We start from the raw sequence: 13,010 nt of genomic DNA on the forward strand, positions 1-13,010 counted from the left end.
TCTTGGGCAGCATCTGAAAACTTCAACGCAATCTTATTGATTTAATTAAATTTATTGATCCGGATTTGATCGTCGATCTGCATAATCAGCGCGCTGAATCAGTTGGCATAAAGCTTTGCCGCTAGTCGCTCAGCCTGTCCTCCTGGCGCATCAGCTCTGTAATTTTAGCCTGAGGCTTCACCCCGGCTTTGCTGTTTTGCCGATACCGCCCGTCGGATCCAACAGCTGATTTTCTGCGGCTGATTGCGGCTCTGATCAATCGGGTTACGCGAGACTTTTCTCGTGCTGATCGCCAATCTGCACCACTTTTTCCCACTTTTTTTGTCAGTTCAGCGCTAAGCCGCGTCGTTATTGGATCTTTATCGATCACTGAAGTGGGGTTTTACCTTGACAATGCTGAATTCTGCGCCATAAACTGTATCATTGTGGAGATTAGTGGGTAATTGTGGATCTTTTCAGGATCTAATTACAACAAAGTGGGATCAACATGTTTCGTGGATCATTTGCTCTGAGCCTGGATGACAAAGGCCGGTTGACGCTGCCAACGCGTTACCGCGATAGCCTTTTGTCTGAAAACGGCGGTGCGCTGATCTGCACTATCGATCACAAAGATCCCTGCCTGCTGCTGTACCCGCTGTCTGAGTGGGAAGAAATTGAAGAAAAGCTGAAAAAGCTGTCGAGCTTTAATCCACAGGAACAACGTCTGAAACGGTTGTTATTGGGCCATGCCACAGACTGTGACATGGACAAAAACGGCCGCATTTTATTACCCGCCACCTTGCGTGAACATGCCCATTTAACCAAAAGCCTGCGTTTGGTAGGCCAGCTGAATAAATTTGAAATTTGGGATGAAGAAACCTGGCACCGCCGGGTGGCCGAAGACATGGCAGTTGAGCAGGAAATGGCAATTGCCGGTGATGCTGAACTGTCAGAACGATTACAGGATTTGTCATTGTGAGCAATCAGCAAGCCCATATTTCCGTCTTGCTGCATGAAGCAATTGACGGTCTGAACATTCAAGCCGATGGCATCTATCTGGATGGCACTTTTGGCAGGGGAGGGCACAGCAGTGTCATCCTGAGCAAATTGTCGGATAAAGGCCGGTTATATGCGATAGACCGTGACCCACAAGCCATTGCTGCTGCAGAAAAGTTTGCAGATGACAAACGTTTTCATATCAGCCACACCGCTTTTTCTGAACTGGCTGCTGTGGCCGAGCAACAAGGCATCAGCGGTCAGGTTGACGGTATTTTGCTGGATTTAGGGGTGTCGTCACCACAGCTGGATGATGCCGACCGTGGTTTTAGCTTTATGCGTGATGGTCCACTGGATATGCGGATGGATCCAACGTCCGGTATTTCCGCCGCTGACTGGCTGGCTAAAGCCGATGTGGAAGACATTACTTTTGTGCTGCGTGAGTACGGCGAAGAAAAATTCGCCTGGAAAATCGCCAACGCTATTGTCAATAGCCGCGACACTCAACCGTTAAAACGCACCAGCGAGCTGGCTGCTTTGATAGCAGCCACAGCGCCGAAAAGTTTTAAAGAGAAAAAACACCCGGCAACCCGCAGTTTTCAGGCTATCCGCATTTATATCAACAGCGAGCTGGAGCAGGTAAAAACTGCGCTGGACGCTGCGCTTGCGGTATTAAAACCAGGTGGACGCCTGGCGGTCATCAGTTTCCATTCGCTGGAAGACAGGTTAGTAAAACAATTTATGCGTCAGCACAGCAAACCGGCACCTGTGCCTAAAGGTTTGCCGCTGACTGAAGATCAGCTGCGTCAGCATTTGCCGCTGAAACTGATTGGCAAAGCCATTATGCCTTCTGATGCCGAACTGGCTGTGAATCCAAGAGCACGCAGTGCCGTGCTGCGTATTGCGGAGAAACAGGCCAAATGAGCAGCATCAAATTAAACAAACTGATAGTGCAGGATATTGCCAACCACAAACTGGTGCTGGTGATGTTAGTGCTCTGCATAGGTTCGGCGCTGGCTGTGGTGGAATTTACTCACCTGAACCGTCAGCTGACCATCAATCAGGACAAGTTATTTCAACAACGTGATGCGCTGGAAATGGAATGGCGCAATTTACTGGTAGAACAGCGGGCTTTGTCTGAACACAGCCGGGTTGAAGAGCTGGCACAACAGCAGCTCCAGATGGTTCGACCATTGGGTCAGCAGGATATAGTGGTAAACGAACCATGAGCAGAACAGTCAAACAAGCCAAAAACCGCAAACACCCGACAGTGATCAGCTGGCGTTTTGCTTTTGTGGTGTTGTCCTTGTCAGCGGTATTTTTTGGCCTGGTGGCCCGTGCTGCTTATTTACAGGTCATTGACCCCGACATGCTGGTAGAGCAAGGCGATCGCCGCTCGTTACGGGTGAAGTCGGACGAAGTGCTGCGTGGCATGATTTTAGACCGTAACGGCGAAGAGCTGGCGGTCAGTGTGCCGGTTGAATCTGTGTATGCCGATTCTAAAGTGATTATGCAGGCCAATGCTAAAAACGACAGCCGCCGCTGGCATGCCTTAGCGGAAATGCTGCAGTTAAAACCGGAAGAGCTGACGCAAAAAATCGCCACAGATCCGAAAAAACGTTATGTCTATCTGCAGCGCCATGCCAGTCCGGCTACTGTGGATTACATCCGCAAATTAAAAATCCCTGGCATCTACTTTAAGCAGGAATCACGGCGTTATTACCCGTCCGGTGAAGTAGCAGCCCATATTCTTGGTTTTACCAACGTGGACGATCATGGTGTGGAAGGTGTTGAGCGCCAGTTTGACCAGCTGCTTAAAGGCACAGCCGGCCGTAAAGTGATTCGTAAAGACGCCAAAGGCCGTGAAATTGAAGTGCTGGAGCAAACAGACGCCACAGCGTCACGCAATTTGCAGCTCAGTATCGATCAGCGCATTCAGGCGGTGGCTTACCGTGAACTGAAAAAAGCTGTGCTGACCTTTGGCGCCACTTCAGGCTCAGTGGTGGTGGTGGATGTACACACAGGCGAAGTGCTGGCCATGGTGAACAGCCCTTCTTACAACCCAAACAACAGAAAAGGCACGGCGATCCACAAATTCCGTAACCGCGCCATTACCGACACTTTTGAACCAGGTTCAACAGTGAAACCTTTACCTGTTCTGGCGGCGCTGGAAAATGGCACTGCTGATTTGAATACCATCATCCCAACAGGTTATGGCCCTATTATGGTCGGCGGCGGCAGAGTGCAGGATGTGACAGGCAATGGCGACCTGGACTTAAAAGGCATTATCCGCCGTTCCAGTAACATTGGTGTGACCCGTCTGGCGCTGAATATGCCTCACGAAGACTTATTAAAAATGTATTACAACATGGGGCTGGGTGAAGACACTGGCTTAGGTTTGCTGGGTGAAAGTGCTGGTCAGCTGCGCGAACGCGCCCGTTGGTCTGAGCATGAAAGAGCCACTTTATCTTTTGGTTATGGTCTGTCTGTCACTGCAGTGCAGCTGGCACGGATTTATGCTGCCATAGGCAACGGTGGTGTAGTACGTCCTTTAACCATTTTAAAAACCGACAATCCACCACCGGGTGAGCGGGTGATTGCCGAACACAATGCCGACGCTATGGTGGAAATGTTAGAAGCAGTGACCGAAAAACGCGGTACAGCCACCCGTGCCAAGGTGCCTGGCTACCGCGTAGGTGGTAAAACAGGTACAGCGAAAAAGGCCATTGCCGGGGGTTATGGTGATGACTATATCGGTTCTTTTGCCGGCATAGGCCCTATTTCGCAACCCAGGTTGGCTTGTGTGGTGATTATTAATGAACCCAGCGGGGATTATTACGGTGGTGGCGAGGTGGCGGCACCTGTCTTTAGTGCCGTGATGGGAGCAGCGATGCAGCTGCTCAACTTGCCGCCGGATGGCAATGACAGTCGCATCACTAAAGTGGCCGGAGGTCCAGATGCAGGTTAACCGGCTCGAACAATGGTTATCTCCCTTTAAAGCGACTGTCGAAGGACAGTCGCTTTGTGCGTTAGAAAACAGGCCACAAATTGCGGCCATGGCAAACTTGTGTGTCAGCAGCCAGCAGGTGAAAGCCGGTGATGTGTTTCTGGCCATTGCTGGTGTGTCCGGTCATGGCAACAGATTTATTGAAACTGCACTGTTACAAGGCGCTGCGCTGGTGCTGACAGACGTACTGCTGCCAGAGCAGGCGCAGTTACAGCAGGACGCACGGGTATTGTTATGGCCTGATCTGATGGCGCAGTTGCCGGCAGTGGTCAGCGCTTTTTATCAGCACAGTGCAGCACAGCTTGAACTGGTGGGCATCACAGGCACCAACGGTAAATCCAGCACCGCTATTTTTGTCAATCAGTTAAACCGCTTGCTGGGTGAAAAAGCCGCAGTGATTGGCACTTTGGGTTATGGTGAGTTTCCGGCCTTTACGCCACTGCAGAATACAACACCACATCTGGTTGATTTACATCGTATTTTTAACGGTTTTGTTCAGTCTGGCTGCAAAGTGGCGGCAATGGAAGTGTCGTCGCATGCCTTAGTGCAACAGCGCGTGGCCGGGCTCAAATTTGCGGTGGCTGTGTATACCAACTTAAGCCGGGATCATCTGGATTATCACGGCACTATGCAGGACTATTTTGCCGCCAAAGCCTTGTTGTTTACACCAGAGCTTGCCAAAGCCGCAGTGATTAATGTCAGTGACGACTATGGCAAACAGCTGGTGGCACAAACAGCATTACCGGCGCTGGTGTACGGCAAGCTGGCGGACTGCACCGGTTTTACCCGCTATCTGGCTTATGACGCACTGCAGGCCGATGGTCATGGTTTTCGCTGCACTTTGCACAGTCATCTGGGGCAGTATCAACTGCACATTCCGCTCTTGGCCGAATTTAACGTACAAAATGTGTTGGCTGCTATGGGCGCGCTGGTGCTTTTGGGTCATGCCTTGCCGGATATCATCGACGCTGTAGCCAGGTTATTGCCGGTGCCGGGCCGGATGGAGCAGTGGCAGTTCCCACAGGAAGTGACATTGGTGGTGGATTACGCTCATACCCCCGATGCGCTGCAACAAAGTTTAGTGGCACTGCGCCAGCAATGCCGCGGCCATTTATGGTGTGTGTTTGGTTGTGGTGGTGACAGAGACAAAGGTAAACGACCTTTAATGGGACAAATCGCCGAACAATACGCAGATCATGTTATCATTACCGCCGACAATCCCCGCACTGAAGCTGTGTTAGATATCTGCAATGATATTGCCGCCGGTATGGTGACCGGTGCCAACTGCCAAATTGAAACTGACCGCGAATCTGCCATTAAACTGGCACTGATTGAAGCTCATCAAGGCGATATGATCCTGGTGGCCGGCAAAGGCCATGAGGCTTACCAGATCATTGGCACCCAGGTGCGGGATTACGACGAACGTAAATTTATCAGTAGTTTATTGGCGGAGATGTGCCGATGATCAGCTTAACAATGTCTGAAATTGCCAGCGCCACTCAGGGGCGTCTGGTCGGTGCTGATATCAGCATCAAACAGGTCAGTACCGACAGCCGCAACATTAGTGCGGGTGACTTATTTATTGCGCTTAAAGGCCCGAACTTTGATGGCCATCAGTTTATCAGCGACGTAGTGCAAAAAGGTGCTGTCGCCGTGGTGGTGGAACAAGCCCAGGCCGGCTGTACTGTGCCTCAACTGGTGGTGGCTGATACCAAACTGGCGCTGGGCGCGCTTGGCGCACTGGTTAAAGCAAAATTATCTTTAAAATCAGTGGCTGTGACCGGCAGTGTTGGCAAAACCACAGTCAAAGAAATGATGGCGGCTATTTTGTCGCGTATTGGCAATGTACTGGCTACCGCCGGCAATTTTAATAATGAAATTGGTGTGCCTTTAACTTTGCTGCGTTTAGAGCCCCAGCATAACTATGCCGTGATGGAGCTCGGTGCCAATCATCTGGGTGAAATTGCCTATACCACCTCTTTGGTGAAACCCGATGTGGCGATGATCACCAATGTCGGCGCAGCCCATCTGGAAGGTTTTGGCGATTTATTTGGTGTGGCCCGTGCCAAAGGCGAAATTTACACAGGTTTAAGCGAGCAGGGCCTTGCCATTGTGCCGCTCGACAGTGAATTCCACAGTTATTGGTTACAGCGTTTAACCCATCTGCGGGTGCAGACATTCAGTGCTGAGCAAGTTGCTGATTTTCATGCTGAAAACATAGTGCTCGACAGCAATGGTTGTGCCGGCTTTACCATGCATACGCCCTATGGCCAGTGTTTTATTCAGCTGGTATTGCCTGGCCGTCACAATGTGGCCAACGCACTGGCCGCCGCTGCTGCCACTTTGGGTTTAGGCGCCAGCCTGACCGACGTACAGCTGGGTTTAGCAGCGATGAAGCCGGTAAAAGGCCGCATTAATGTCAATCAGCCGCGTGAAGGCCTGCGTATTATCGACGATACCTACAACGCCAATTCAGAGTCGGTGAAAGCCGCCACTGATTTACTGGCTTCTTATGCCGGTACCCGCATTTTAGTGCTGGGTGATATGGGTGAACTTGGCCCTGATGCCCGTCTGTACCATGAAGAAGTGGGCGCTTATGCCAAACAGGCCGGCATTAATCACTTATTTACGCTTGGTGTGCTGTCGCAAAATGCCAGTGAATTATTCCATGCCCAGGGTGCACATTTCAGCTCGCGTTCACAGCTGGTGGCTAAACTGGCGCCGTTTTTAACAGGCACAGCGGAAGTGTCCATTCTGGTGAAAGGCTCGCGCAGTGCCCGGATGGAATTGGTTGTGCAGGACTTGCTAGAAAGATGTCAGCAGGAGACAGACGCATGTTAGTGTGGTTAGCCGAATTTCTTACCCAATATGTGAATGCATTTAACGTATTCAGTTATCTGACATTCCGCTCCATTTTGGGCGTGTTAACCGCCTTACTGCTGAGCCTGTATTTTGGCCCCAAGCTGATTGCCGCTTTGCAAAAACTGCAGATTGGCCAGACAGTGCGTGATGACGGCCCCCAAAGCCATTTCTCGAAAAAAGGCACGCCAACTATGGGCGGTTTGCTGATTTTAGGCTCCATCGCTATCAGCACTTTGCTCTGGGCAGACTTATCCAATAAATACGTTTGGGTGGTGTTGTTTGTGCTGGTCAGCTACGGCTGGATTGGTTTTATTGATGACTACCGCAAAGTCATTCGTAAAGACCCAAAAGGCCTTATCGCGCGCTGGAAATATTTCTGGCAATCGGTGTTTGCTATTGCCACTGCATTTTTCCTGTATGCCACAGCAGAAAGACCGGCTGAAACCAGTCTGGTGGTGCCTTTTATCAAAGATGTGCTGCCACAGCTCGGTTTGTTCTTCTTAGTCACCACTTATTTTGTCATGGTGGGTTTTAGTAACGCGGTGAACCTGACCGATGGTTTAGATGGCCTTGCCATAGTGCCAACTATTATGGTGGCTATGGCCTTTGCCATTATTGCTTATGTCAGCGGCAACGTGGTGTTTGCCAACTATCTGCATATTCCGCATCTGCCGCTCACTTCCGAACTGGTGGTGGTGTGCGCCAGTATTATTGGCGCAGGCTTGGGCTTTCTCTGGTTTAACACTTATCCGGCTCAGGTCTTTATGGGCGACGTGGGTTCTTTAGCGCTGGGCGCCATTTTGGGTGTGATAGCTGTGCTGGTGCGTCAGGAAATAGTGCTGATCATCATGGGTGGCATTTTTGTTATTGAAACCATGTCAGTGATTTTGCAGGTGGGCTCTTACAAACTGCGTGGTCAGCGGATTTTCCGCATGGCGCCTATTCACCACCATTATGAACTCAAAGGCTGGCCAGAGCCGCGTGTGATAGTCCGGTTCTGGATCTTGTCGATTATTTTTGTGTTGATTGGTCTTGCGACCTTAAAACTGCGTTAAGCGGGTGAAATGAATGAATAAATTGTTTCAGGGCAAAAAAGTGGCTGTGCTTGGACTGGGTGTTTCCGGCCTTGCTACTGTGCGCTTTTTGCTGAAACAAGGGGTAAAACCCACGCTGATGGATACCCGGCTTAAAGTCAGTGGTTTGGATGCCATAGCGCCGGAAAAAGTTGACGGTATTTATCTGGGCGAATTAGACGCCAACCGGCTGGCTCAAATGGATGTGATTCTGGTCAGTCCTGGCCTTGATACCAATCATCCGGCGATTCGTTTTGCCCAAAAGCAAGGCACTGTGCTGATGGGCGATGTGGAGCTGTTTGCGCTTTGCCTGAATGCACAGGCAAAGCCGCCTGCAGTGGTGGGGATTACCGGCTCCAATGGTAAATCAACAGTCACCACCTTAGTGGCCCATATGCTCAGCTGCAGCGGTATTAAAGCCATAGCTGCCGGCAATATTGGGCTCGCGGTATTGGATGCACTACAGGAAAACGAGGTGCAGGTGTATGTGCTGGAGCTGTCGAGTTTTCAGCTCGACACCACCTATAGCCTGAAGCTTAAAGCGGCCTGCAATTTAAATGTCACTGAAGATCATTTAGACCGTCACGGTACTATGGCCGCTTATGCCGCCGCCAAACAACGCATTTATCAGCATGCAGAGCTTGCGGTGTACAACGCCGATGATGTGCTGACCAAACCTGTGCAACAGGTGCCGGCAGAAATCGCGATTAGCCTCAATGGCGGTGATTATGCTGTGGTGCAGCATCAGGGAGAGAGCTGGTTGCAGGTGGCTGGTGCACCTTTGTTAAAACTGGCCGAGATGTCGCTTGTTGGCCGGCATAACCAGTTTAATGCCTTGTCGGCTGCTGCTGTGGCGCTGGCCGCAGGTGCCAGCCGTGAAGGTTTAGTGCAGGCATTAAAAACCTATCAAAGCCTGCCACACCGCTGTGCTTTGGTGGCAAACCATAACGGCGTGCGCTTTATCAATGACTCCAAAGCCACCAATGTCGGCGCAACCCTGGCTGCTATTGCCGGTTTACGTGCTGAAGTTTCCGGCAAACTGATTTTAATTGCCGGTGGTGATGGCAAAGGGGCTGACTTTACTGAGTTAGCTTCGGTGTTACAGCAACAGGTTGATCTGCTCATCACCCTGGGCAAAGACGGCCCGGCCATTGCCGCTTTAGTGCCTGGGGCTGTGCAGGTGGCGGATTTAACCGCCGCAGTTAAATATGCGGCTGCCCATGCCACTTCGGGCGATCTGGTGTTGTTGTCACCGGCCTGTGCCAGTCTGGATATGTTTAAAAACTATGAAGAGCGTGGCCGCTTGTTTAGCGACGCTGTGCAGAAGGTGCTGGCATGAAACAACTGGCACTGAACTGGATGAATAAGGCCACAGATGATCTGGCGAGCTGGTGGCAGGCTGAAGATGGCGCCAGCTATGACAGATTTTTCTTTACGCTGATGATTTTGTTGTTGTGTGTTGGTTTTGTCATGGTTACCAGCGCTTCAGTCCCTGTGGCTGAGCGTTTGTTTGATAACCCGATGCATTACAGCATCCGGCATTTAATCTACGTGATGATAGGTTTATGTCTGGCCTATGTGGTGCTGAATGTACCTATTGCCTGGTGGCATAACACCAACTTATTGTTGCTGGTGTTTGGCTTGCTTGGTTTGCTGGCTGTCTTGGCGGTAGGTCGTAATGTCAACGGCAGTACCCGCTGGTTATATCTGGGGCCTATTGGTATTCAAACAGCCGAGCCTGCCAAATTATTCTTTTTTGTGTATTTATCCAGCTATCTGGTACGCCGCCATGACGAAGTACGGGAAAACTTAAAAGGCTTTTTAAAACCGCTGATCATCCTGTTTGTGTTTGCGGTGCTACTGCTGATGCAGCCTGATTTGGGCACAGTGATTGTGATGTTTGGCACCGCTGTGGTGCTGTTGTTTTTGGCTGGCGCCAAGTTATGGCAGTTCTTCGGTCTGATTTTAACCGGCTTAATGTCGATAGCTGTACTGATTGTGTACAGCGAATATCGTTGGCGCCGCGTGACGTCCTTCCTCGACCCCTGGGCCGATCCTTTTGGCAGCGGCTATCAGCTGACGCAATCTTTAATGGCCTTTGGCCGTGGCGGCTGGACAGGGCAGGGCCTGGGTAACTCAGTACAAAAACTGGAATATCTGCCTGAAGCCCACACCGACTTTATTCTGGCGGTGATTGCCGAAGAAGCCGGTTTACTCGGTGTACTGGCGGTGATGAGTCTGCTGTTTTTATTGTTGGTGCGCGCCTTATGGATAGGCAAAAGGGCATTGCAAAAAGGCTTAAGTTTTCATGGTTTTCTCGCTTATGCGCTGGCGGTGTGGATTGGCTGTCAAACCTTCGTCAACGTGGGTGTAGCCACAGGTGTGTTACCGACCAAAGGTTTAACCTTGCCTTTTGTCAGCTCAGGCGGCAGTAGCCTGATTATGATGCTGATAGCTGCGGCCATTATTCTGCGGATAGATTTTGAAGTACGCCTCAAGGGCAAACACGCCATAGCCGGAGGTCCGCATGATTAATACCATGCCGACAGTGCTGATTATGGCCGGTGGTACCGGCGGTCATATATTTCCGGCCCAGGCCGTGGCAAAACAGCTGCAGGCGCAAGGTTTTAGCATTCACTGGTTAGGCACCGCCGATCGGATGGAGGCAAAGCTGGTGCCTACTTTTGGTTTTCCGTTTTATGCCATTGAAGTGGCGGGCCTGCGTGGCAAAAACTGGCGCACTTTGCTCAAAGCACCGCTGATGTTATGGCGTTCCATCCGCCAGGCCAGACAAGTGATCAAACAGGTAAAACCGCAGCTGGTGCTGGGCTTTGGCGGATATGCCAGTGGTCCTGGCGGGCTGGCGGCAAAACTGCAGGGCATTCCGCTTGTGATCCACGAGCAAAATGCGGTGGCGGGCACCACCAACAAGCTGCTGGCAAAAATTGCCAAAGCCGTGATGGTGGCCTTTCCCAGTGCCTTTCGTGGTCAGAAAAACCGCTATGTGTTGGGAAATCCGGTACGAAAAGAGCTGATTGCAGTAAAAACTGAGAATAATTTCAGTAAAGGCTTAAATATTTTGATCGTCGGTGGTAGTTTAGGCGCTAAAGCGCTGAATGATATTTTACCGGCGCAGCTGAAGCAGGTCGCGGCTTCCGGGCCTGTTCAGGTCCGGCATCAGACTGGTCAGGCGATGTTAACAGAAGTGCAACAAGCCTATGCCGATGCCCCTGAAAATTTAAGCGTACAAGTCACTGCTTTTATTGACAATATGGCTGATGCCTATAACTGGGCCGACTTAGTGATTTGCCGGGCCGGTGCTTTAACCGTCAGTGAAGTGGCTTGTGCCGGTGTGGCAGCAGTGTTTGTACCGCTGCCTTCAGCTATTGATGACCATCAGACGGCAAATGCCAATTGGCTGGTGGAGCAGGGTGCGGCTTTATTATGGCCGCAACGTGATTTAAACAATAAAAATTTAGTGTCGCTGCTGCAAAGCTGGCAAAAAGATAAAACGCCGCTTGCACACATGGCACATCAGGCACGTGCTTGTGCCATCGACGATGCGACTGATCAGGTCGTTGCAGTTTGTCGACTCGTGATAGGTATGAAATAACATGAATACAATAACCAGGCCCCAGGAAAAAATTGCCATGCGCCGTGTTGAGCGCATCCACTTTGTTGGTATTGGCGGGGCTGGCATGGGCGGCATTGCCGAAGTGCTGCTAAACGAAGGTTACAAAGTCTCAGGCTCAGATTTAGGCCCTAATGCGGTGGTTGACCGCTTGACATCGCTGGGGGCTGAAATTTGTTTTGGCCATGCCGCTGAAAATATCAAAGGTGCTTCAGTGGTGGTGGTGTCCAGCGCTATTAAAGCCGACAATCCTGAAGTGGCCGCAGCGCTGGAGCAACGTATTCCGGTGGTGCGTCGCGCCCAGATGCTGGCCGAGCTGATGCGTTTTCGTCATGGTATTGCCATTGCCGGCACCCACGGTAAAACCACCACCACCAGTCTGGTGGCTTCTATTTTTGCCGAAGCCAAAGCAGATCCAACTTTTGTTATCGGCGGTTTACTCAATTCTGCCGGTACCAATGCCCGTTTAGGTTCAGGCCGGTATTTAATTGCTGAAGCGGACGAAAGTGACGCTTCTTTCCTGCATTTACAGCCGATGGCCGCCATCATCACCAATATCGAACCTGATCATATGGAAACTTATCAGGGCGATTTTGACAAAATGAAGGCGACTTACCTCGAATTTTGTCACAACCTGCCGTTTTACGGTGTCGCCGTGGTTTGTATCGATGACCCTGTGGTGCGTGAACTTATCCCTGCGATTGGCCGCACTGTGCTGACTTACGGTTTTAGCGATGACGCCGACTACCGCGTCAGCGACTTTAGCCAGTCCGGTACCCAAAGCCGTTTTGTCATTACTGACCCAACCGGCAACAGCAGAGCTGTCACATTAAATCTGGCCGGACGACACAATGCGCTGAACGCGACCGCCGCTTTTGCTATAGCCACAGACGAAGGGGTTGATGAAGCTGCAGTATTGGCAGCTTTTGCCAAATTTGAAGGCATAGGCCGGCGTTTTCAGCAATATGGTGAATTTGATACTGGTCGCGGCAAGGTATTGCTGGTGGATGATTATGGTCATCACCCAACTGAAGTTGCGGCCACAGTGGCGGCGGTACGTAATGCCTGGCCAGGCCGGCGTCTGGTGATGGCTTATCAGCCGCACCGTTATACCCGCACCCGCGACTTATACGAAGATTTTGCCAGGGTATTGTCCACAGTTGACACTCTGTTGCTGCTCGAAGTGTACAGCGCAGGTGAAGCACCTATTACCGGGGCTGACAGCCGCAGTTTATGCCGCAGCATCAGAGCCCGTGGTCAGCTGGACCCTATTTATGTGGCACAGCCTGGCGACTTAGCCGGAGCTCTGGCTGATGTACTGCAGGACGGTGATGTGTTGTTAACTCAGGGCGCCGGCAATATAGGTGCACTGGCCAAACAGCTGGCAGCGGCACAGCTGCAAATCAGTCAGCTGAAGGCTGAAGCTTTGCATGAACACTAAACAAAAACATTAAGGCAGGCG

General features: G+C 51.1%; 11 protein-coding genes. All 11 read left to right on the plus strand.

The window, feature by feature from the left end; all coding sequences use genetic code 11:
- Positions 1–487: 487 nt before the first annotated feature.
- The 11 genes from mraZ to murC are packed head-to-tail and all read left to right on the plus strand — an operon-like array spanning position 488 to position 12,989.
- Positions 488–958: a division/cell wall cluster transcriptional repressor MraZ gene (mraZ, locus tag N3Z11_RS02285; RefSeq protein ID WP_260655521.1), complete on the plus strand. Its 471-nt coding sequence runs from the start codon at positions 488–490 to the stop codon at positions 956–958.
- On the plus strand, positions 955–1,899 hold the full coding sequence (gene rsmH, locus N3Z11_RS02290; RefSeq protein ID WP_260655522.1) for a 16S rRNA (cytosine(1402)-N(4))-methyltransferase RsmH: 945 nt from the start codon (positions 955–957) through the stop codon (positions 1,897–1,899). The genes mraZ and rsmH overlap by 4 nt, the downstream gene beginning before the upstream one ends.
- Positions 1,896–2,204 carry a cell division protein FtsL gene (ftsL, locus tag N3Z11_RS02295; RefSeq protein ID WP_260655523.1) on the plus strand — a complete coding sequence of 103 codons (309 nt, stop codon included), beginning with the start codon at positions 1,896–1,898 and terminating at the stop codon, positions 2,202–2,204. The genes rsmH and ftsL overlap by 4 nt, the downstream gene beginning before the upstream one ends.
- A complete protein-coding gene (locus N3Z11_RS02300; protein WP_260655524.1) occupies positions 2,201–3,943 on the plus strand; it encodes a penicillin-binding transpeptidase domain-containing protein in 1,743 nt (580 codons plus the stop codon). The genes ftsL and N3Z11_RS02300 overlap by 4 nt, the downstream gene beginning before the upstream one ends.
- Entirely contained in the window at positions 3,933–5,447 is a 1,515-nt protein-coding gene (locus N3Z11_RS02305; RefSeq protein ID WP_260655525.1) for a UDP-N-acetylmuramoyl-L-alanyl-D-glutamate--2,6-diaminopimelate ligase, read from the plus strand. Before N3Z11_RS02300 ends, N3Z11_RS02305 begins: the two co-directional genes overlap by 11 nt.
- Positions 5,444–6,823, plus strand: coding sequence for a UDP-N-acetylmuramoyl-tripeptide--D-alanyl-D-alanine ligase (murF, locus tag N3Z11_RS02310; protein ID WP_260655526.1), 1,380 nt, complete (start codon positions 5,444–5,446; stop codon positions 6,821–6,823). Before N3Z11_RS02305 ends, murF begins: the two co-directional genes overlap by 4 nt.
- On the plus strand, positions 6,817–7,899 hold the full coding sequence (gene mraY, locus N3Z11_RS02315; RefSeq protein WP_260655527.1) for a phospho-N-acetylmuramoyl-pentapeptide-transferase: 1,083 nt from the start codon (positions 6,817–6,819) through the stop codon (positions 7,897–7,899). The genes murF and mraY overlap by 7 nt, the downstream gene beginning before the upstream one ends.
- 13 nt (positions 7,900–7,912) lie before the next feature.
- Entirely contained in the window at positions 7,913–9,256 is a 1,344-nt protein-coding gene (gene murD, locus N3Z11_RS02320) for a UDP-N-acetylmuramoyl-L-alanine--D-glutamate ligase (protein WP_260655528.1), read from the plus strand.
- Positions 9,253–10,452: a putative lipid II flippase FtsW gene (gene ftsW / locus N3Z11_RS02325; protein WP_260655529.1), complete on the plus strand. Its 1,200-nt coding sequence runs from the start codon at positions 9,253–9,255 to the stop codon at positions 10,450–10,452. The genes murD and ftsW overlap by 4 nt, the downstream gene beginning before the upstream one ends.
- Positions 10,445–11,530, plus strand: coding sequence for an undecaprenyldiphospho-muramoylpentapeptide beta-N-acetylglucosaminyltransferase (gene murG / locus N3Z11_RS02330; RefSeq protein ID WP_260655530.1), 1,086 nt, complete (start codon positions 10,445–10,447; stop codon positions 11,528–11,530). Before ftsW ends, murG begins: the two co-directional genes overlap by 8 nt.
- 1 nt (position 11,531) lies before the next feature.
- The gene (gene murC / locus N3Z11_RS02335) at positions 11,532–12,989 is read left to right on the plus strand and encodes a UDP-N-acetylmuramate--L-alanine ligase (protein WP_260655531.1); all 1,458 of its coding nucleotides are present in this window, start codon (positions 11,532–11,534) and stop codon (positions 12,987–12,989) included.
- Positions 12,990–13,010 lie beyond the last annotated feature (21 nt).

Origin of the sequence: Rheinheimera sp. 4Y26, assembly GCF_025245835.1 — a bacterium.
Taxonomy (GTDB): domain Bacteria; phylum Pseudomonadota; class Gammaproteobacteria; order Enterobacterales; family Alteromonadaceae; genus Pararheinheimera.

Coding starts and splice junctions, on each gene's coding strand:
- mraZ (WP_260655521.1), top strand. CDS start 488: ATGTTTCGTGGATCATTTGCTCTGAGCCTGGATGACAAAGGCCGGTTG.
- ftsL (WP_260655523.1), top strand. CDS start 1,896: ATGAGCAGCATCAAATTAAACAAACTGATAGTGCAGGATATTGCCAAC.
- N3Z11_RS02300 (WP_260655524.1), top strand. CDS start 2,201: ATGAGCAGAACAGTCAAACAAGCCAAAAACCGCAAACACCCGACAGTG.
- N3Z11_RS02305 (WP_260655525.1), top strand. CDS start 3,933: ATGCAGGTTAACCGGCTCGAACAATGGTTATCTCCCTTTAAAGCGACT.
- murF (WP_260655526.1), top strand. CDS start 5,444: ATGATCAGCTTAACAATGTCTGAAATTGCCAGCGCCACTCAGGGGCGT.
- mraY (WP_260655527.1), top strand. CDS start 6,817: ATGTTAGTGTGGTTAGCCGAATTTCTTACCCAATATGTGAATGCATTT.
- murD (WP_260655528.1), top strand. CDS start 7,913: ATGAATAAATTGTTTCAGGGCAAAAAAGTGGCTGTGCTTGGACTGGGT.
- ftsW (WP_260655529.1), top strand. CDS start 9,253: ATGAAACAACTGGCACTGAACTGGATGAATAAGGCCACAGATGATCTG.
- murG (WP_260655530.1), top strand. CDS start 10,445: ATGATTAATACCATGCCGACAGTGCTGATTATGGCCGGTGGTACCGGC.
- murC (WP_260655531.1), top strand. CDS start 11,532: ATGAATACAATAACCAGGCCCCAGGAAAAAATTGCCATGCGCCGTGTT.